Annotated in this window: 15 protein-coding genes; 1 reads left to right on the forward strand and 14 read right to left on the reverse strand. The window is 49.5% G+C overall.

Annotated elements, in window-relative coordinates; genetic code table 11:
- Positions 1-123: 123 nt before the first annotated feature.
- From glsA to JK154_RS13530, 8 genes are all read right to left on the reverse strand, one after another.
- On the reverse strand, positions 124-1,056 hold the full coding sequence (gene glsA / locus JK154_RS13495; protein WP_211993077.1) for a glutaminase A: 933 nt from the start codon (positions 1,054-1,056) through the stop codon (positions 124-126).
- A 122-nt stretch (positions 1,057-1,178) separates the two neighbouring features.
- Positions 1,179-2,729, reverse strand: coding sequence for a glutamate:gamma-aminobutyrate antiporter (gene gadC / locus JK154_RS13500; protein WP_211993078.1), 1,551 nt, complete (start codon positions 2,727-2,729; stop codon positions 1,179-1,181).
- A 147-nt stretch (positions 2,730-2,876) separates the two neighbouring features.
- Complete coding sequence (locus JK154_RS13505; protein WP_211993079.1) at positions 2,877-3,230, reverse strand: hypothetical protein; 354 nt, start codon at positions 3,228-3,230, stop codon at positions 2,877-2,879.
- A 591-nt stretch (positions 3,231-3,821) separates the two neighbouring features.
- On the reverse strand, positions 3,822-4,730 hold the full coding sequence (locus JK154_RS13510) for a TIM barrel protein (RefSeq protein ID WP_211993080.1): 909 nt from the start codon (positions 4,728-4,730) through the stop codon (positions 3,822-3,824).
- Between the two features lie 532 nt (positions 4,731-5,262).
- Positions 5,263-6,660, reverse strand: coding sequence for a dihydrolipoyl dehydrogenase (gene lpdA / locus JK154_RS13515; RefSeq protein WP_211993081.1), 1,398 nt, complete (start codon positions 6,658-6,660; stop codon positions 5,263-5,265).
- A 9-nt stretch (positions 6,661-6,669) separates the two neighbouring features.
- Entirely contained in the window at positions 6,670-8,202 is a 1,533-nt protein-coding gene (locus tag JK154_RS13520) for a 2-oxo acid dehydrogenase subunit E2 (protein ID WP_211993082.1), read from the reverse strand.
- A gap of 3 nt (positions 8,203-8,205) precedes the next feature.
- Positions 8,206-9,225, reverse strand: a complete 1,020-nt coding sequence (locus JK154_RS13525; RefSeq protein WP_211993083.1) for an alpha-ketoacid dehydrogenase subunit beta — start codon at positions 9,223-9,225, stop codon at positions 8,206-8,208.
- 11 nt (positions 9,226-9,236) lie between these two features.
- Positions 9,237-10,199 (reverse strand): thiamine pyrophosphate-dependent dehydrogenase E1 component subunit alpha, encoded by a 963-nt coding sequence (locus JK154_RS13530; RefSeq protein ID WP_211993084.1) that lies wholly within the window; start codon positions 10,197-10,199, stop codon positions 9,237-9,239.
- Between the two features lie 237 nt (positions 10,200-10,436).
- Here JK154_RS13530 and JK154_RS13535 point away from each other — a divergent pair, with 237 nt between their 5' ends.
- A complete protein-coding gene (locus JK154_RS13535; RefSeq protein WP_211993085.1) occupies positions 10,437-13,196 on the forward strand; it encodes a LuxR C-terminal-related transcriptional regulator in 2,760 nt (919 codons plus the stop codon).
- 115 nt (positions 13,197-13,311) lie between these two features.
- On the opposite strand, the gene urtE is transcribed toward JK154_RS13535, so the two are convergent.
- The 6 genes from urtE to JK154_RS13565 form a co-directional block, all read right to left on the reverse strand.
- On the reverse strand, positions 13,312-14,010 hold the full coding sequence (urtE, locus tag JK154_RS13540) for an urea ABC transporter ATP-binding subunit UrtE (RefSeq protein WP_211993086.1): 699 nt from the start codon (positions 14,008-14,010) through the stop codon (positions 13,312-13,314).
- 1 nt (position 14,011) lies between these two features.
- Positions 14,012-14,803, reverse strand: a complete 792-nt coding sequence (urtD, locus tag JK154_RS13545) for an urea ABC transporter ATP-binding protein UrtD (protein ID WP_211993087.1) — start codon at positions 14,801-14,803, stop codon at positions 14,012-14,014.
- On the reverse strand, positions 14,796-15,872 hold the full coding sequence (urtC, locus tag JK154_RS13550) for an urea ABC transporter permease subunit UrtC (RefSeq protein ID WP_211993088.1): 1,077 nt from the start codon (positions 15,870-15,872) through the stop codon (positions 14,796-14,798). The genes urtD and urtC overlap by 8 nt, the downstream gene beginning before the upstream one ends.
- Positions 15,872-17,437 carry an urea ABC transporter permease subunit UrtB gene (gene urtB, locus JK154_RS13555; protein ID WP_211993089.1) on the reverse strand — a complete coding sequence of 522 codons (1,566 nt, stop codon included), beginning with the start codon at positions 17,435-17,437 and terminating at the stop codon, positions 15,872-15,874. The genes urtC and urtB overlap by 1 nt, the downstream gene beginning before the upstream one ends.
- A gap of 65 nt (positions 17,438-17,502) precedes the next feature.
- Entirely contained in the window at positions 17,503-18,768 is a 1,266-nt protein-coding gene (gene urtA, locus JK154_RS13560) for an urea ABC transporter substrate-binding protein (RefSeq protein ID WP_211993090.1), read from the reverse strand.
- Positions 18,769-19,396: 628 nt separating this feature from the next.
- Complete coding sequence (locus JK154_RS13565) at positions 19,397-20,320, reverse strand: homocysteine S-methyltransferase family protein (RefSeq protein ID WP_211993091.1); 924 nt, start codon at positions 20,318-20,320, stop codon at positions 19,397-19,399.
- Positions 20,321-20,324 lie beyond the last annotated feature (4 nt).

Below are 20,324 nucleotides of genomic sequence, written 5' to 3' on the forward strand. Positions count from 1 at the left end.
CGGGGTTACTGTGATTTTTACTCCGCTGCTCGATGGCTTCCGGGAGAGGCGTTTTGCTGTCGTGTCGTAGAGGCAGAAAGCAGTCAGGATAGCGGCAACCCTGCCGCTATCTCCGTCAGACCATTAACACTGGTATAAATTCAGCTTAAGGGCCTGGGCAACTGCAGCAGCCATTTTCTGCCCACGAACACTGTTGCCAACAGGATCGAGTGGCGGTGAGAAGGCCGCAATAGCGAGTTTGCCTGGGGCGATAGTTAAGATACCACCACCCACCCCACTTTTACCGGGTAACCCTACGGTATAAGCCCAGTCACCAGAGCTGTCATACATCCCTTCCATGGTCATTTCTGCGAGGATCGCCGGGCAGTTAGCTGCGGTTAATACTTGCTCATTGGTTACCGGATTGCGCCCGCCCGAGGCAATTGTCGCCCCAAGAGTCGCGAGTTCAACCGTATTGAGTAGCGTGGAACACTGACGGGTATACACATCGCAAGCTTCCATTGGGTCACTGTACATAAACCCCGCGGAGTAAAGTAACCAGGCGATGCCCTTGTTATGGAAATTGGTGGTCTGTTCTGACTGGTTAAGCTCATCACTGATCGCCACTTGTGATGATGTTAACCGCTGTTGCATTTTCAGAATTCGTTGCCAGCGCTCCTCTGCTGAACTGGCTTTTACCAGGCTGGTTGTTGCCATTGCGCCGGCATTGACCAGAGGGGACAAGGGTTTATCACCGTGTAGCTCTAACGCCATGACGGAGTTAAACGGCAAGCCTGTAGGATCAGCGCCGATTTTTTGTTGAATAGTCTGGGGGTCAAAATCCTCCAGAGCCAGTGCCAGGGTACAGACTTTGGAAATAGACTCAATGGCAAAGCGGTAAGCGGTATCACCCGCGGTAAAAATATCACCTTTAGCAGTGACTACCGCCAGCCCGGAAAGGCTGGGATCCACACCCGCGAGGAAAGGAATATAGTCTGCATTTTTTCCGCCGGTCTCCTGACCGAAAGAGTGATAGGCATCATTGACTGCAGACTGGATAGCATCATGCTCTAACATAAAATTGACTCCTGTGAATGCATTATAAAAAGGTCGCAATAACAAACGGTGTGCTGGTCTCCCGGTAAGGAAAATAGCCCGCCGTCACGGCACTCTTGTGCACATAACGGCGGGAGAGTTTGCTATTTTTTATCGTTAGAACTGTTTCCCTGTTGATCGTCAGGGATCAGGTGGTGGGTAGAACGCGCCCGGGGATGAATAAAGAAATGGTTCGCCGGTGCATTGTGCGTTTTGATAGGTACCATTGTGACACCCGTCTCTTTGCCTTTTTTGTCATGAACAGCATAGATAACAAAAGGTATCAGGAAAATCACAATAAAGCTTATTGTCAGGATCATGACATAGGTATCAGCACTGCCGCCTGCCGGTAAGGAACTTGGCGGGAAGAATGAAACAACAAATGCCAGAACAGAAATAATGAAACCAGCACAAGCGATTAGCAGTTTAAAACCGTTACCCCCTGGCACATTAAAAGCACGTTTTTTCTCTGGTTGTTTACGGACCAGGTGAATGTAACCGAGGAACAGCATAAAGTAGCTGCACAGGTAAATGACTACGGTTAATGCTAACGCAATCAGGAATGACATATTACCGCCACCACCGGTATTGGTTAACACAATCAGTGCCACAGAGGTTAGCAGTAACTGAGAAATCACCAGAGTGACGGGCACGCCATTCTTATTCACCTTCGCAAAAGATTTCGGCAGGATCCCTTTCTGAGCAGCCACATACATGCCGCGAGAAGGGCCAACAATCCATGCCGCAATTTCAGCCAGAACGCCTAATACTAATAAAGCGGCAATGATTCTTGCTACCCATTCTGCTGAGGTGCTGAAGTGGCTGATTAATAGCTCAAAGGTCTGGACGACACCCGCAGATAAGTTAATTTCATCCCCAGGGATAACCGAGGCAACAGAAAGACCACCGATAGAGCTCAGGCAAATCGCGGCTATCATCAGCAACAGCATGGCGATAGGGTAGTCCCGCCCTGGGTTTTTCATTTCATTCACATGCGTTGCTGAGGCTTCTACTCCCATATAGCTCAGGATAAACGCCACGAATACTACCAGTGTGCCTATCTGAGTAAAGTCAGGGAAGAAGGTCTCTGTACTCATTTCGATTGCCAGCGGAGCGCCGCTTGCCAGATAGCAAATGGCCAGTACCAGCAAAATCAGCGACGGTAACAGAATACCGGCAAAGAACCCGAGCTTGGCGATTGATGCTGTGTATTTTGTGCCACCAAATTGAGTAAATGCTAATACCCATAGGATAACTAACGCCGCGATTGTCTTAAGCAGAGGGTCGGTATTCAGTTCTGGCCAGTTAAGAATATAAGACAGGGCCCCGAGTACGAAATAGAGCATGGGCAGGAAACCGATGGCAATTTCTAAATAGGTGAAAGAAATCGCCGCAAACCCCCAACGTTCTCCTAATGTATTAGAAACCCAGGCGAATATTCCGCCTTCTTCCCAACCTTCTACAGTGGCCATTTCAGCGGCACAGAGTGCGACGGGAATAAACCAGAGAAACCCTCCCAGTAATAAAAAGAAGACCAGACTAAAACCCGACGTTGCGAACGTCGGATATTCATAGACGGCCATAACCATCGATGCGGTGATTGCGAAAAAACCGATCAGTGTCAGTTGTTTCGCAGCTGGAGTTGCTGTTGCCATAAGTTTTGTCCCTAAGTGAATGCTGTCAATAATAACAATGACTTTTATTGCCTTGATTACCGGCTACCCGTATAACCGAACCTTTCTGAGCAGTAAGAATGGTTCCTCTGGATAATTTGCATTGCTGACTAGTCACGACCATAACGCTTAACAAGTCTCAGCTGTGGTGAAAAGCCGCTCCCTCTTTTCCGTCAGAGAAATACTGAGCGGATGACTATCAAAGTAGACCAACATACCTTGTACGATTAAATCTTCACGAGCTGCAGGTATTGAACAGGCTGGAACCTGCCTGCCGGGATTCTGTGGTGTAGCCCGACGGAAGGTGGCAAGGTTCTGGGCGGTATTCGTATCCAGAAGATCATCGCACATCACATTAAAGAGACTGCGGGGATCTGGCGTCATAACAGGTAATGTTTTTTGTGGGGGCGAGTGAGATAATATCAGTGAGGCGTAAGTATTATCTAATTCGCTGTAATATGAAGATAAAACATCCTTTACCATGTTAAAACGCCCCTCAATTTTTCGCAAACTGTTCGGGAAACATCCTGCTGATAACTTACGTATCTTTTCTAATATAGATAATATCTTGAGAAAGGCACCAGATTATTTTTAATTATCTGTTAAAAATAATTCCACAGGATGAAATGTAATATCTTTGATATATCCTACATTTTCACGCTGATGGCTGTTTTTAACGTGAGCAGGCGTAATGTTATCGCCATGATATTCAGATGAGAATGGTTTCTTTTTGCAAAAGCCAGGGGGGGGGGTAACTTGGGGCAACCCAATATTTTTAAACGTATTTTTCAGATGACGTCGTCACTCAAAAAGACACGCTGCAGGTATTATCATAATAAAAAACAATACGATAACAGGCGGATATATATGATAAAACCATTGAAATAATATGGTTATAGAAATGATTCAGCATAATATATCGGTGACGGCTATTTTTTATAATATATAATATTCCCAGCCTGCTTAATATTTCTCAGTCAGAAGTAAGTTATTTTCCCTGGTATTTTACACGGTGGTAGAAGCTCCTGGCCGTCTGACGTGGCATTCAGCGACCAGGGCGAGTCAATGTGGCGATTAGCTCTGAGCCTGTTGCCAGGCATGTTGCAAAAATTCGCGACACTGACGTTCGTTATCCCAGAGATCGTCCTGTTTTGTGGTTCGCATTTCGATTGCGATGGATATGGGGGCGAGCTCTTTAGGAAGTTCAAGCTGCATTGCGGTTTTGATAATCTGTGCCGCTGACGCCAGGGTAAGGAATCCTGGTTCGCCAAATTTCATGTGATAATCTCCATACCCTTGGGCCTGTGGATCAAGGATAGCGTTAGCCAAATGCAGTTGTGAGATCAGCGGTGCTGCCAGTGTCAGTGATGCCACAAGATCTTCCTGATTCAGCGCGACATGGGCGCTATCCCAGGCGAGGTACAGTTTTGGACAGTCTGCTCGCAGGGCTTTCATCCATGCTACTGTTTCATCCGTTGGGCCAATAAGCTGACATTTATGTGCAAAGCGGTCGAGGGGCTCCACTTGCAGTATCATGTTGTCATACTGGCTGACTACTTCCCCAATGCGCACAAGCGCTTCCCCAAAGCCCTTTTTAGCGTCTTCACGATGGGTGTCACCGGGGTCACTACCGCTTACGAGGGAGAGTTTACTGGTGCCGCATTCTGCCGCCAAGTGTACCAATTCACAGGCCCGACGAATGGATTTCTCCCGTAATTCAGGGTCCAGGCTGCTGAGGTTGAGATGGTCTTTCAATAACTCGAAGGTTAACCATTGGGTGACATGTAAAGGGTGTTTTTCAGCGAGCTGACGAATATTTTTAGCGATATGCGACTGATGGATAATACCTGTCTCGAATCCTTGATAATAATCGATGCTGGCGATTCTTTGAATCACATGCAGCATTGCATTTTCATCACCGGCCAGTGGGAAAAAAAGCTCGGCAATGTGTGCGGAAGGATATAACTCAGTGGTTATTTTCATATGAACTCCTCCTTATAAGGCAGGGTAAGGGTATCGCAATAGGGAAAGAAGGGATGCGTGAACACTTTAATTGCATGTGAGCATTTGATCAAACAGATAACGTGGGAGAGATCATAACTTTGACACTGATCGCACTTTACTGTTGTGTCAAAATCCGCTTGCTGAATATGCCTGGGTTAAACCGTCATTCTATTGGTGGTAAATGGGGGAGGATCGCGTGCTGTGATATCTTTTTTATTGTTTTTATTTGAAAATTTATTTTTTTCTTTTTAAAAAAAGTGAAGTCTACGCGGCAGATTTTATTATTAAAGTAACAGGTATTTTTGATTATTGTGATTAATGCTCTAATAATCAGATATTTTTTCTCTTTTTATTCTCTTTATAATGAATTGCATTGACGACCTTTCTGGCCATTTTGCATTGAACTATTGATGTGTTGTTATTCATATGAGCTGGTGGCGGGAGGGGACAAAGAGGGGCAGTTTCCTGCCCCGATAAACCTTTATCTGGTGTTGCTTAACTGATCATGGCGTCACTGATGTAGTGCCCGTCCATTTGCCGCAAGGATAGATTCCCCCATAGCTTCAGAGAGGGTTGGATGGGCGAACATAACCCCCAGTAAACTCTCATCAGTGGCTTCAAGACTGTGGGCAATACCAAAACCCTGGATCTGCTCCGTGACTTGCGCCCCCACCATATGAGCTCCTAATAGCTCCCCGGTACTGGCATCGAAGAGTGTTTTCACGAAACCTTCCGATTCATCACTGGCCAGTGCCTTGCCGTTCCCCTGGTAAGCAAATTTACCGATTTTTAGTGGTCGGCCACTGGCACGGGCAGCGGCTTCAGTCATCCCCAGGCTGGCAACTTGTGGCCTTGCATAAGTGCAGCCAGGCACAAAATTACGATCCAGGGGATGTGTGCCAGCAATGCCAGCCAGTGCCTCGACGCAAAGAATTCCCTCATGACTGGCCTTATGCGCCAGGCATGGTGGGCCAGCAACATCACCGATGGCATAAAGACCAAAGAGATTTGTGCGACAAACGGGATCAGTCTTGATGAAGCCCCGATCCAGTTCCACGCCAAGGGCTTCCAGGCCAAGTCCTTCAATATTGGGCTGAACACCGACCGCCAGCAGAACATGTTCAACCTCCACTTGCAGCGCCTCATTGGGGCCCTGCAAGGTACAGCACACACCTGTGCCGGAAATATGCACTGCTTTGACCTGGGTTTGGGTATGAATATGAATCCCCCGTTTTTCAAATGACTTGCGCACGACAGATGAGACTTCGGCATCTTCAACCGGGAGGATTTGCCCTGCCAGTTCGACCAGCGTAACCTCACAGCCAAGGTCATGATAGAGGCTGGCGAATTCGACTCCAATGGCACCAGAGCCGATAATCAGTAAAGACTTTGGTAAACGCCTGGGCTTTAATGCTTCAAAGTAGGTCCAAATGTGCTCCCCGTCTGGTGTGATGCCAGGTAATGCCCGGGGGCGGGCGCCGGTAGCGAGAATAATATGGTCGGCATGAAGGTGATGCTGGCTCCCCTCAGCATCAGTCACTGACACTAACCCTTTAGCCGCAAGATGTGCCGTGCCACTAATCACGGTCACACCATTCTTTTTCAAAAGATACTCAACACCGCTGGTGAGTCGCTGGGATACTGTTCGGCTGAATTGCACCAGTTTTTGCAAATCAAAGCTCACATCACCGGTGCTGAAACCGACTTGACTTGCCTGTTTGATCGTATGCGCCACCTCTGCTCCGTGGAGCAGAGCCTTCGTGGGGATGCATCCCCAGTTCAGACAAATCCCTCCCAAATGCTGTTTTTCGATAACCGCTGTGCGCAGCCCTAATTGGGCTGCCCGGATGGCAGCGACGTATCCCCCAGGACCACCACCGATCACCAATACATCATATTTTTCATTCATGATGGCCCCCTAAACCAGCATTAAGGTGGGTGTTTCCACCAGCCGCTTGAGTTCTTGCAGGAAAACAGCCCCCTGTGCGCCATCGATCATCCTGTGATCACAGGACAATGACACCGTTAGTTGTTGGCATGCAACAAGCTGCCCACCCCGGACAACCGCCCGTTCTTCCCCGGCCCCGACCGCGAGAATAGCGCCCTGGGGCGGGTTGATAATGGCATCAAATTGATTCACCCCCAGCATGCCCAGATTGGAGATGCTAAACGTTCCCCCCAGAAACTGTTCAGGTTTGAGAGTTCCTGCTTTGGCATGAGTGATCAGTGTATGGATCTCCTGTGATATCTCGCTGATAGACTTCCGGTTTGCCATACGAACGATTGGTGTAATCAGTCCAGTGGGTAACGCCACAGCAACGGAAATATCGGCATCAGCAAAACGGCGAATGCTCTGACTGGTTTCATCAAACTGCACGTTGACATCTGGGACTGTCACCAGAGCTTGTGCACAGGCCTTCACCAAAAGATCATTAACTGAGACTTTAATCTGTTTTACACCAGCATTAATCTCCTTACGCAATTTGAGCAAAGGATCAAGATCAAGGTTGATGGTCAGGCGAAAGTGCGGAGCATTGTGTTTGGACTCTTGTAAACGTGTTGCGATGGCTCGACGCATACCCGACATGGGCAAGTTTTCAAAAGCTGCCGACAGGGTTTCCACTTCAGGAACGGCCTGAGGCTGGTCATTGAGAAGTAGTGCAGCAGCCTGCACATCATCCCGGCTGACACGACCCTGGGAGCCACTGGCCCGGCAATCATGCAAGTTGATTCCCAGCTGGCTGGCAAGACGACGCGCTAGCGGCGTGGCGGAGACCTGGCTATCATCAGCGTGTGAACGTGGACGTTTAAGCGAGCGGGATGGCAACGTTGTTGGAGCCAGTTGTCCCCCGGCATCGATGATGGCACGTTCAAGATCGGCGACGGAAATTCGCCCCTCTCGCCCACTGCCATTCACCTTGCCCAGATCGACGCCCAGCTTATTCGCCTGGCGCAGAGCGTGTGGTGTTGACTTAACCCTTTCAACATCAGTAGCACCCTGTAAACTTTCCGGGATCCGTGGCTGCGATGAAGGAGAGGCGGGCTGGGGGGATTTGGTCAGTGAAGAGGGTGACGTCGTCGCTGGCAGTGACTCCGTGGCGACGGTAACCGGCGTGGCTGAAGTCGGAGCCGCAGGTGGTGTGGGGGCACTTGATTTCTCTGTTCCCAAATTGGCCGCGAAAGCATCCAGGGCCTCATCACTTACTGAAGCATCGGCGGCCAGGGCCAGCACAGCCCCCACGGCGACAGTATCCCCTTCGTGAACGAGATATTTACGCAGAGTGCCAGTGAAAGGGGCTTCCAGTGAGTTGACCACTTTACTGGTTTCAATTTCGCAAATTTCCTGGCCCTTGGTAAATGTGGAGCCCTCTTTAACCAGCCAGTGGGAAAGTGTTCCTTCCTCCATGGACAGGCCCCATTTCGGCATGTCGAGGGTTTTTATTTCGCTCATGGTTTAGTCCTCCAGTACTTGGCGAACGGCGGCCTCAATACGCTCGACACTCGGTACCCAGAGTTTTTCCAGCGCAGGTGAGAAAGGCACCGGGGTATGTGGCGGGGTAACCAGGACTACCGGGGCTTTGAGGAAATGAAATGCCTGAGAAACGATCAGTGCGGCGACATCATGGGCAAAACCAAAACGTGCACCGGACTCGTCAACAATGACTACGCGCCCAGTGGAAGCCACTGATTCGAGAATGCCTTCTTCGTCCAGTGGTGAGACGGTTCGTGGATCAACCACTTCGACCGAAATCCCTTCTTTTGCCAGTTTGTCGGCGACTTGATTCGCTTTGTGTACCATGGCCGATAACGCAATGATGGTGACGTCTTCACCTTCACGGGTATAATTAGCCACGCCAAAAGGAATGGTATAAATTTCTGACGGAACTTCCCCTTTCATGTCATAGAGGATCTTGTGTTCACAAAAGACCACGGGGTCATCGTCACGGATAGCCTGAATTAGTAACCCTTTGACATCATAAGGGCTTGAGGGAACGACAACTTTTAGCCCCGGCGTGGTGGCGAAAATATTGTAGGGTGACTGGGAATGTTGTGCTGCAGCAGAGAAACCGGCTCCGATCATTCCCCGCACAACCATGGGGGCCTTGGCCTTGCCGCCAAACATATAGCGGAACTTGGCTGCCTGGTTATACAGTGCATCATGGCTGACGCCAAAAAAGTCCATAAACATCAGTTCAGCCACCGGACGAAGTCCGGTGGCAGCAGCCCCCGCCGCCATGCCAATAATGGCAGATTCGGTAATGGGGGTATCAATAACGCGATCTGAACCGAATTGCGTCCAGAGCCCTTTGGTTACACCCAGCACACCACCAAAGGCTTCAATTTTATCTTCTTCTGGTGCATTACCGCCGTGCCCACCCCGTAGATCTTCGCCAATTAAGACAACGCTTGAATCCCGTTCCATTTCTTGCGCTAGCGCTTCTTTGACGGCTTCACGATAGGTTTTTATAGCCATTTTTATCACCCTCAGTAGGATACATAGACATCAGTGAGCAGATTTTCTGGAGCCGGATAGGCCGCAGCGCGAGCTTTTAACACCGCATCGTCCACCAGTGCTTCAACTTCTGCATCGATGGCCTGCATCTCTTCTTTAGTGATCTGTTTTGCCACCTGAGCTGCGAAAATTTTCAGTGGGTCATGCTCTTCCCGTAGTCGTTTTACTTCCCCCTGTGAGCGATATAGCCCGGGGTCCCCTTCAAAATGGCCATGCCATCTGAAGGTTTTGGCCTCAATTACACTTGGGCCTCCTCCCTCACGAGCACGTTTAACCGCTTCGGCAGTTGCCTCATAAACCGCGAAGAAGTCATTACCATCGACGACAACGGCTGGCAGACCAAAACCGGCAGCGCGTCCGGCGATATCACCGCCACCGACAGCGTAATCATGACCGGTACCTTCCCCATAGCCGTTATTTTCAAAAATGAAGATAGCCGGAAGTTGTAATACCACCGCCATATTAATGGCTTCAAAGACCAGTCCTTGGTTGGAGCCGCCGTCACCGGTGAAAGAGACGCCTACATTGCCGGTTTTCAAGGTTTTGGCAGTGAGTGCGGCACCAATGGCCAGTGGAGGTGCACCGCCGACGATAGCATTGGCCCCAAGCATACCTTTTGAGAGATCGGCAATATGCATCGAGCCGCCTTTACCACGACACAGCCCTGTGTCTTTACCAAAAATTTCAGCCATCATGCCGTGAATATCACAACCCTTGGCAATACAGTGACCATGACCCCGGTGTGTGGATCCGATGAAATCGGCATCCGTTAAATTCTCACAGACACCGACGGCAATCGCCTCTTCCCCGGTATAAAGGTGAATAAATCCTGGAATATCACCGCTGGTGTTCTCTTCATGCAGACGTTCTTCAAATACGCGGATTTCGCGCATTTTTCGATAGGCCTGTAACAATGCTTGTTTACTTAGCGACATCTGACTCTCCTTAAGATGGTCGGATAAGGCGGGCTTTTTATAAGGGGACGGGACTTCATGCTGGGCCACGCCACTGCACAAAAGATAAGGGATTAGAGGCGGGGGTTAGCCACTCCAAAGAGGGGGGATAATGGTTTTTTTCATGCGTCAGCTCAAAGATTTTGCACAATGTGGCTCCGCTTCATCCCGGCGACTGGGTACACTGATAGCAATTGAAGAGTGGGGGGGGCGCGACGGATGAAGCACTTACACCCGATAGATTATCCATCTGCATTACTGGTTTCGGGAAAGAGGCAGCTGGTACAAGGGTTGCCATTAATTCTTACCAAGTTTACACCACCACGTTCTGCTGGTGAGCAGCTACAGCGCACGCGACTACTTGAGCAACTCGACCAAGTTCGCGGGCGGCGCATGGCGCTGGTTTGTGCTGGCGCGGGTTTTGGAAAAACCACATTATTAGTTCACTGGTATCAAACGTTAATTCATCAGGGGGAACGTGTCGCCTGGCTGGCTCTTGATGAAGATGATGACGGGGTAGGACATTTCATTCCCTATTTGTTACAGGCATTGAGGCCGTTATATCAAGGGTGGAATGCTGATTTTTGGTCACGTATTGAGGAGTCTGGGGCATTAAATCCCCGGCGTTGCTTGATCGAGTTGATCAATCAATTGCACTATTGCCCACATGATCTCTATTTAGTGATCGATGATTTTCACCTGGTTAATGATCCCGGGGTGCAAGATGCACTAAGTTACCTGCTCAAGCATATGCCTGCTGCCTTGCACCTGATCATCGGCAGCCGTTCTCACACAAATCTGACTCTGAGCTGGCTTCTTGCCCAGGATCAGCTGATCTTCATTGATGATCAGGACTTGCGCTTTACCCTTGAAGAGACGCGTTGCTATCTTAGCCAGAGTATTAAAGTCCCCGTCAGCGGGTCGGACTCACGCCGACTCCAGTCCGCGACAGAGGGGTGGATCGCGGGAATAAAAATTGCCTCACTTTCCCCTGAGTTACAACTCTTTCCTGGCAAACTGATTGATAATCTTCGGGGGGGGACTCGTACCATTGCTCGTTACCTGAAGGAAGTGGTATTTGATGCCCTTCCTGAAGATGTGATCGATTTCCTGGTGAGGACATCTGTACTCAAACGGTTAAATGCCCGGTTGTGTAATGCTGTCACTGGTCGGGATGATGGGCAGGAGATACTGGCATGGATAGAGCAACACAACCTGTTTCTTTCCGCCTTGGATGAACAAGGCTACTGGTTCCGCTATCACCCATTGTTAGAGGAGTGCCTGAGTGGCCAGTTAATTCAGCTCCCTGATATTGATATCAAGCAGCTACATGAGCGGGCGAGCCAATGGTTTGTGGAACAGCAGCTCTGGGCTGAAGCAGTGCGCCATGCCCTTGCTGCAGGAAAGAATGTTCCAGAAGCTCGCCAGGATGGGGCAGGGGCACAATCCCTGGCAGAAGAGGGGGATATTGACACCCTCGTTCGCTGGGTCCACCACCTTCCGGCCAGCATTGATGCGTCACGTATCGATATTCAGATCAATCTTGCCTGGGCGCTGGCACACCACTTTCGTTTTGAAGAATCACGACAGGTGCTTGATGACCTCAACCAACTTCTTGATCACTACTGCGTGAAATTACCCCATAGCACAGGGATAAAATTGCAGGTGGTGCGCGGAATTTGTGAAGCATTTGCTGAAAATATTTCCCAGAGTATGGCTATTGTGGAACCTTTATTGGGGGACGTTCCTTGCGGGGATACTTGGGTTGATGGCCTGGTCTGCAATATTCTCAGTTATTGCTACCTCGTTGGCCAGCGATATACCGAAGCCCTACAGGTACAGCAGCATATGCCCCAGTCGGACGATCCTCCTGATAACTTGTTCGTTTCCGTTTACCGCGCCTTCATTATTGCCCAGTGTCACCTCTGTCTGGGCCATCTGGATGAGGCCGTTTACTGCGCCAGTAATGAGTTGAACAGGGCCGAACGCTATACAGGGCCAAGGTCAACCAGTGGTGCAACACTGGCCCCATTACTGGCAGAAATAGCCTATGAACGGGGGGGAATTGATGACCTTGACGGCTTGCTGGCAGATAAACTTGAACTTATTGACCGGTTTAGCCCACCAGATGCCCTGGGCGGTTGTTATATCAGTCTGGCGCGTCAGGCTTTGTATGATGATACCCCTCAAGAGGCCGAACGGTTACTTGAACATGCTGGCCGACTTGCAGTTTCTCGAAAATGGCCCCGCCTGGAAGCTCGTCTGCTAGCCGAGCAAATCAGAGTACGCTTACAACGGGGCGATCAGACGGGGGCGGAGCAGTTGCAGCAACAGTTTGACCGACTGGCGTATTCTACGGCCCATAATATCGACCCTGTATGCCGGGGCAGAATTGTTCAATATGCCGTACTCAGCGAAAGCCGTTTACTCATAGCCCAGCATGAGGCACCAAAGGCCAGCAGAATCCTGGCGACGCTGGTCGCTGAGGAGGAGAGCTGTCATCACTGGTTTGCTGTGGTTCGTTTACGTGCCATCCTCGGGCTGGCACTGTGGCAGTCAGGAGAAGAAAGCTTTGCCTGCGTTACGCTGAATGCAGTACTGCAACGGGTTGTGCACCAGGGATTTAACCGGAGCTTACTGGATGTTGGGGACGCATTAATCCCCCTGCTTGTCTGCCTGCAAAATTCACTTACCGTGCAAAGTGAGGAAAGCATGGCCCTGGGGCGTTTACTCAATGCGTTATCCCAGGCCAGTGATCAACCACAGCACCCGGAACCACCGGATGCGACGCTGAGTCTCAGTGAGCGAGAGTGTCAGGCGTTATCACTAATCAGTGAGGGGCGATCAAATAAGGAAATAGCACGTGAGCTGGATATTTCAACAGAAACAGTCAAATGGCATCTGAAGAATATTTACGCCAAACTAAATGTCAGGAGCCGTACACAGGCCATGAACTATGCGATTAAGATGCGACAATAACATGGCTTGTTAACGCCCGGCAGTGGGGAAGGTGGGATGCCCCCCACTGCCTGTTAATGCACGGGCTTCTGAGGCAGTGAAGGGCATTCCTTTTGTTATGGGGTGACATCAGATGCTAAATTGTCACCAGCCCCCTGACGTGTTCTTGTTCCATGTTGCAACCCAGCCCCTGCTGAACAATCTGCCCCCGGGACATCACCAAATAGTTGTCAGCCAGTTCTGCGGCAAAATCATAAAACTGTTCGACTAACAAAATTGCCATGTCCCCGCGCTGGGCAAGCTGACGAATGACTGAACCTATCTCTTTGATAACAGAAGGCTGAATACCTTCTGTCGGTTCATCAAGGATCAGTAATTGAGGCTTGCAAGCCAGTGCCCGGGCAATAGCCAGTTGCTGCTGTTGGCCACCAGAGAGATCCCCCCCACGACGTGTTCGCATCTCTTTCAGCACAGGGAATAACTGATAAATCTCTTCGGGAATATGATGGCCTGCTGATCCTGAAAAGCGAGATAATCCAATGAGTATATTTTCCTCAACCGTCAGACGAGGAAAAATATCGCGTCCTTGTGGGACATAGGCAATACCTGCCTGCACCCGTTGGTGTGGCTTATCGCGATTGATGACCCGTTGTTGCCAGAGGATCTCCCCGGACTTTACCGGCAATATCCCCATAAGGCATTTGAGTAGTGTTGTTTTACCCACACCATTACGGCCCAGTAAGCAGGTTATCTCCCCTTTTTTAGCGCTAAAAGAGAGACCACGTAAAATATGACTTCCACCATAATATTGATTAAGTTCAGAAACTTGTAGCATATTAACGCCCCAAATAAACCTCAATAACCTGATCATTGGCCTGAACCTCACGCAATGATCCTTCCGCCAGAACCTGGCCTTGATGCAGGACTGTGACATGGTCGGCAATGGTTTCAACAAACCCCATATCATGTTCCACCACCATAAGGGAGTGCTGCCCGGCCAAGTCACGGAATAGCTCCGCGGTATACTCTGTTTCAGCATCCGTCATGCCTGCCACGGGCTCATCGAGCAGTAACAGATGCGGGTCTTGCACCAGTAGCATGCCAATTTCGAGAAACTGCTTCTGGCCATGGGATAGCAACCCGGCACTACGGGTTGATTCATGAGTTAAGCGCAGGAGTGATAAGACTTCTTCAATTCTGTCCCGTTGTTCGCCGCTCAGTTTGGCCCGCAAGCAAGACCAGACGGTTTTCCTGGTTTTCAGGGCGATTTCCAGATTATCAAAGACTGACAACGCTTCAAATACAGTGGGTTTCTGAAACTTTCTGCCAATGCCCGCTCTGGCAATTTCGACCGGTGTCATGCGAGTGAGATCAATATCCTGGTCAAAAACAATATGGCCATTGTCTGGTCGGGTTTTACCCGTGATGACGTCCATAAGCGTTGTTTTACCTGCCCCATTAGGGCCGATAATGCACCGTAATTCACCCACGCCTATTTGCAGGGACAAGTCTGTGAGCGCGCGAAAACCATCAAATGAGACATTGATTTTTTCCAGGGTTAATACCGAGTCCCGCTGACGACGGTGGCGATCAACAGGGTGAACTTTGGTAAATAATTGGTCAGTCATCGCGTCTCCTACGGAATATGCCAACAACACCACGGGGTAAAAATAGCGTGACCAGGATAAACATCAATCCGAGAAAAAATAACCAGAACTCAGGAAAAGCCACAGTAAACCAACTTTTGGCACCGTTAACGATGGCAGCACCCAGCACGGGGCCAATCAGTGAGCCTCGTCCTCCCAGGGCAACCCAAATGGCCATTTCAATCGAGTTTGTGGGTGACATCTCTCCGGGATTAATGATACCAACCTGAGGGACATACAATGCCCCTGCCAGCCCACACAATATGGCCGAAACCGTCCATATGAAGAGCTTAAAACCGCGGGGATCGTAACCTATAAACATCAGTCGGTTTTCCGCATCACGAACGGCAGTTAAGACGCGGCCAAACTTGCTGCGAGACAAAGCGTAGCCAATAGCCAGACTGAGTAGCAGTAATAAGACGGTGGCAATAAACAGGCCAATACGTGTACCGGTATCGGTGAGCGTAAAACCGAGTATGGTCGTAAACCCGGTGAAACCGTTATTTCCCCCAAAGCCGGTTTCATTGCGGAAAAACAGCAGCATGGCAGCATAGGTCAGTGCCTGGGTAATAATGGAAAAGTAGACGCCTTTAATGCGTGAGCGAAACGCAAAAAAACCAAAAATAAATGCCAGAATACCGGGGACCAATACAATCAGGCAGAGTATCCAGGCAAAGTGTTGAGTCCCGCTCCAGAACCAGGGCAAAGATTGCCATGAGAGGAAAGACATAAACGCGGGCAGGGCATCCCCTGATGCTTGTCGCATCAGATACATCCCCATTCCATAGCCCCCCAGGGCAAAAAATAATCCATGTCCCAGGGAAAGTAACCCGGCATACCCCCAGACTAAATCGAGAGCCACGGCAACAATGGCGTAGCAGAGGATTTTACCCACCAGAGTGAGGGTATAGGTTGAGAGTGCCAGCGGATGATGTTCGGGAAGTAACGCACAGAATGGCATCAATAGAAGTAGAATGGCCACGCCAATCCCGAGACAAAGCGTAAGGCGCGGTGCTTTGCGAACCGCCGTTAACGTCAATGGCTGATGCATCAATCAATCCCCCTACCTTTTAGGGCAAAAAGTCCCTGTGGACGTCGCTGAATAAAGAGAATAATTAACAGCAGAATGAGAATCTTACCCAACACAGCGCCCATTTCTGGTTCAAGGACTTTATTCAGTATCCCCAGTCCAAAGGCCGCGACAACTGTTCCTGCCAGCTGCCCGACGCCACCTACTACGACCACCAGGAACGAATCGATAATATACCCCTGGCCTAATTCCGGGCCGACATTGCCCAGCTGAGACAGGGCCACGCCGCCTAGCCCTGCGATCCCCGAACCTAAGCCAAAAGCCAGCATATCAACCCGCCCCGTGGGAACGCCGCAACAGTCAGCCATGGCACGATTTTGTGTCACTGCCCGTACATGTAAACCGAGACGTGTTTTATTCAGCAGCAACCAGGTGAGGACAAGTACCATAAAAGCAAATAAAATCACTGCGATACGGTTATACGGCAGGACAAGGTTAGGCAGTAATTGCAGGCCGCCGGATAACCATCCCGGGTTTGACACTTCCAGATTCTGAGCACCGAATAACATGCGGGTTATCTGGATCAACATTAAGCTGATACCCCAGGTCGCGAGTAATGTTTCAAGAGGACGACCATAAAGGTGTCGAATAATCGTTCTCTCCAGCACCATGCCAATTATCCCCGTTACCAGGAACGCCGCAGGCAGTGCGAGTATGGGATACCAACTCAGCCATTCCGGGGCAAATTGCTGGAATATATTCTGTATTAACCAAGTGACATAGGCACCCAGCATCAGCATTTCACCATGGGCCATATTAATCACACCCAGCAGGCCATAGGTGATGGCGAGCCCAAGTGCGGCCAGCAGTAAAATCGAACCCAGAGATAAACCGGTAAAGGCTTGCCCCAGCCAGTCGCCCCACATGAGTCGTGATTTAATCTGTTGCAGACTCTCTGATGCGGCGGCCCTGACCTCGGCATTGGGTTCGTTAGCTTGCTGGGTCAGTACCTGAAGACGGGTCTGTATTGCGGGGTCAGACGACGTCCCCAATAATTTGACCGCGGCTAATCTGACCTGCACATCAGGCTGGGTAAGATTTAGCCTTGCGGCGGCCATCATCAGGGCGTGGTGAACATCCTGGTCTTTTTCAAGACTAAGGCGTTGTTCAATCAGAGGCAGCTGATCCGCTACACCACTAGTGGCTAGCTGACTGGCTGCCTGCTGACGTATCGAAGGGTTATCGCTGACTAATTGATGGGAGGCAAAAGCACTGGCAATGGCAACACGCAGCCGATTATTAATCAGGACTTTTTTTACCTCTCCGCTGGGCTGCTGAACATCATCAAGAGGGGTGAGACGATTATTGCGTTGGTCAAATAATTGCTTATTTTGGTCGATAACCAGGCTTTCATTATGCAAAGCCTCCAGCAGGGGCAAGCGACTGGCTTGTGGTGCAGCTCCCCATTGTTGAAGCAATACAATCTGTTGGCTACGACTGGCTGTGGCAAAATCTGCACTGTCACTCGCTTGTGTCAGCCAGGGCAGGATCAATAATAGACAGCAGAAGTAACGGTGAATTTTCATTATTCTGGCCTTGCATGGATACAGGAATAGCAGGCCAACACCCGGTAAGGGCGCTGGCCTTTCTTTTAGTTAGATTTTACGGGGTGATCGGGTTTCTTATCGTTACCGGGAATGTAAGGGCTCCAGGGTTCTGCACGTACCGGTTTTTCCGTTTTCCACACCACCTCAAACTGGCCGTTGTCGCCAACTTCGCCAATCATCACAGGTTTATGCAGATGGTGATTGGTTGCATCCATTGTCAGTGTGTAACCGTCAGGAGCACTGAAGGTCTGCCCGGCCATGGCGGCACGTACTTTATCAGGATCAGTAGTACCTGCTTTTTCTACCGCCTGTGCCCACATGTTCAGACCGACATAGGTTGCTTCCATCGGATCATTTGTCACGACAGTATCTGCATTCGGGAGATTCTTTTTCTTGGCGTAAGCTTTATAGTCCGCAACGAACTTCGCATTGACGGGATTATCCAGGGACTCGAAATAGTTCCATGCCGCCAATTGTCCTACCAGGGGTTTGGTATCGATGCCACGTAATTCTTCTTCACCGACAGAGAATGCAACCACAGGAATATCGGTGGCCTTAATTCCCTGATTCGCGAGTTCTTTATAGAATGGTACGTTAGAGTCACCGTTAATGGTGGAGACGACGGCTGTTTTACCGCCGGCGGAGAATTTTTTAATATCAGAAACAATGGTTTGATAGTCATTGTAGCCAAATGGGGTATAGACCTCCTGGATATCTTTATCTTCAATGCCTTTTGAGTGCAGGAAGGCCCGCAGAATTTTGTTTGTGGTACGTGGATAAACGTAGTCAGTCCCCAGTAAGAAGAAGCGTTTAGCCTGACCACCGTCTTCACTTAGCAGATACTCTACAGCGGGAAGGGCTTGCTGATTGGGGGCAGCACCGGTGTAAAACACATTGGGTGACATCTCTTCCCCTTCATATTGTACCGGGTAGAACAACAAACCATTCAATTCTTCAAAAACGGGTAAAACAGACTTCCTGGAGACTGATGTCCAGCAGCCAAAGACGGCAGCCACTTTATCCTGAGCCAGTAACTGACGCGCTTTTTCTGCAAAAAGTGGCCAGTTAGAAGCCGGGTCGACCACCACAGGTTCTAGCTGCTTACCGAGTACGCCACCTTTAGCATTAATCTCATCAATTGCCATTAACGCCACATCTTTCAGTGGTGTTTCTGAAATGGCCATGGTGCCGGAAAGTGAGTGCATAATGCCCACTTTTATTGTATCCGCAGCCTGGGCTGAAAACGTAATGCCGCTACTCATTACGGTTACACAGAGTGCGAGTGCGCTGAATAACGAGTTTTTCTTCATTGTATGAACCCCCAAAGTTCCGTCTGTTTTAGTTAATGGTTGATTGTCTGATTTATTGTCATGTTGGTTTTTGTATTACGGGTGATATGCACCTTCAGAGAGCACACACCGGCCCTGTTGTTGTGAGTACGCGTGAAGTGAACCAAAACCGTGCGGCACATTCACAGAGGTACTGCCCTGATGTGAACTTAGACGCCTGCTTTTTATCGCGTAGAATGGAGTGAGAAGGAGAGCGTGCTGGATATACATCAGCCCCGCGGCAGCCAGATAAAAAAAGCGATTAGTTTTTATAATCGAATAGAAAATCGGTGTATTCCGCCGCAGAATCCTGTTGTTCCGATTCTGTTTCTGGTCGTCGAACCATTCCTGAAAGGTATATATCAAGGTAGATGCCATAAATGAATTTCAACGGATATACAAAGTTGTATTCATCAAAGCAAACAGTGTGCCAAATAAGTGCATATTAAATTATCATCATGAATATAAATGATTTTTAACACTTAGCAGAAATAATGAAATAATTTTGCGAGTTTTTGGTGCAATCCGTGCACCAAAATATAGGGGAATCTGACAAATCTATTCATTGCCAGTATTAGCGCTGAAAAAGGGGGGATATTACGGTCAGCGGCTATTTATTTTCAGGGCTCGAGGTGTCAACCCAGCGACGAATTTCAGCGATATGCTCCGGCCCGATACCACAGCAACCGCCAACAATCAGGGAGCCATCTCCTACCCACTTTTTCACCCATTTTAAATAGTTAGGTGGATCCATATCCGGGCGCAGGTATGAGATACCAGCATAGGGAGTATCGGAAACAGGTTCTGGCATAAAAGCATTGGCATAGACCCCAACGCGTACAGCAGGGGTATCCGAGTGGCGAATAACAGAAATGGCTTTTTGGATGGCGTCACTCATCACTTCAGGTTGACTACAATTAAACAGGATAGCCTCAACACCGGCAGAGAGTGCGTGATTTACCATTGCTGCAACTGTTTCACCGGAACGCAGCTCTGCTGGTGCTGTTCGACCAGACTCATCTTTTAAGGTGTAGGAGATATAAACCGGTAATTCGCTATAGCGGCGAATTTCTGCAAGGGTATTTAATGATTCCGCAATAGAGCTTTGGGTTTCAATAATCCATAAATCAACGTAAGGTGCCAGGCCAGTGATCAGTGGGCGCAGGATGCGTTCAGCCTGCTCCGGGCGATAGCGTTCCGGGCGATAGCTTTCAAATAAGGGCGGAAGTGAACCGGCAACACGGATATTATTCTTAGTCCCGGCGACTTCACGAGCCAATAATCCTGCCCGGCTGGCCAGTGTTTTGGCTTCATTGTCAAAACGTTCCTGCCCTAACATATGCGGCACCAAGCCATAGGTATTGGTGGTCAGAATATTGGCTCCGTTATCGGCATAAAGCTGATGGGCGCGGCTGACAAACTCAGGCGCTTCTATTAATGACAGAGCCGACCATTCAGGAAGTTTGAACGGTGCACCCAGGGCTTCCAGCAAACGGCCCATGCCGCCATCAAGCACTTCTACTTTTTCTGACATAACA

It is taken from the genome of Citrobacter sp. JGM124 (genome assembly GCF_018257795.1).
Taxonomy (GTDB): domain Bacteria; phylum Pseudomonadota; class Gammaproteobacteria; order Enterobacterales; family Enterobacteriaceae; genus JGM124.

Excerpts from the sequence above, each read along its gene's own strand:
- glsA (WP_211993077.1), bottom strand. The coding sequence starts at position 1,056 with ATGTTAGAGCATGATGCTATCCAGTCTGCAGTCAATGATGCCTATCAC.
- gadC (WP_211993078.1), bottom strand. The coding sequence starts at position 2,729 with ATGGCAACAGCAACTCCAGCTGCGAAACAACTGACACTGATCGGTTTT.
- JK154_RS13505 (WP_211993079.1), bottom strand. The coding sequence starts at position 3,230 with ATGGTAAAGGATGTTTTATCTTCATATTACAGCGAATTAGATAATACT.
- JK154_RS13510 (WP_211993080.1), bottom strand. The coding sequence starts at position 4,730 with ATGAAAATAACCACTGAGTTATATCCTTCCGCACACATTGCCGAGCTT.
- lpdA (WP_211993081.1), bottom strand. The coding sequence starts at position 6,660 with ATGAATGAAAAATATGATGTATTGGTGATCGGTGGTGGTCCTGGGGGA.
- JK154_RS13520 (WP_211993082.1), bottom strand. The coding sequence starts at position 8,202 with ATGAGCGAAATAAAAACCCTCGACATGCCGAAATGGGGCCTGTCCATG.
- JK154_RS13525 (WP_211993083.1), bottom strand. The coding sequence starts at position 9,225 with ATGGCTATAAAAACCTATCGTGAAGCCGTCAAAGAAGCGCTAGCGCAA.
- JK154_RS13530 (WP_211993084.1), bottom strand. The coding sequence starts at position 10,199 with ATGTCGCTAAGTAAACAAGCATTGTTACAGGCCTATCGAAAAATGCGC.
- JK154_RS13535 (WP_211993085.1), top strand. The coding sequence starts at position 10,437 with ATGAAGCACTTACACCCGATAGATTATCCATCTGCATTACTGGTTTCG.
- urtE (WP_211993086.1), bottom strand. The coding sequence starts at position 14,010 with ATGCTACAAGTTTCTGAACTTAATCAATATTATGGTGGAAGTCATATT.
- urtD (WP_211993087.1), bottom strand. The coding sequence starts at position 14,803 with ATGACTGACCAATTATTTACCAAAGTTCACCCTGTTGATCGCCACCGT.
- urtC (WP_211993088.1), bottom strand. The coding sequence starts at position 15,872 with ATGCATCAGCCATTGACGTTAACGGCGGTTCGCAAAGCACCGCGCCTT.
- urtB (WP_211993089.1), bottom strand. The coding sequence starts at position 17,437 with ATGAAAATTCACCGTTACTTCTGCTGTCTATTATTGATCCTGCCCTGG.
- urtA (WP_211993090.1), bottom strand. The coding sequence starts at position 18,768 with ATGAAGAAAAACTCGTTATTCAGCGCACTCGCACTCTGTGTAACCGTA.
- JK154_RS13565 (WP_211993091.1), bottom strand. The coding sequence starts at position 20,320 with ATGTCAGAAAAAGTAGAAGTGCTTGATGGCGGCATGGGCCGTTTGCTG.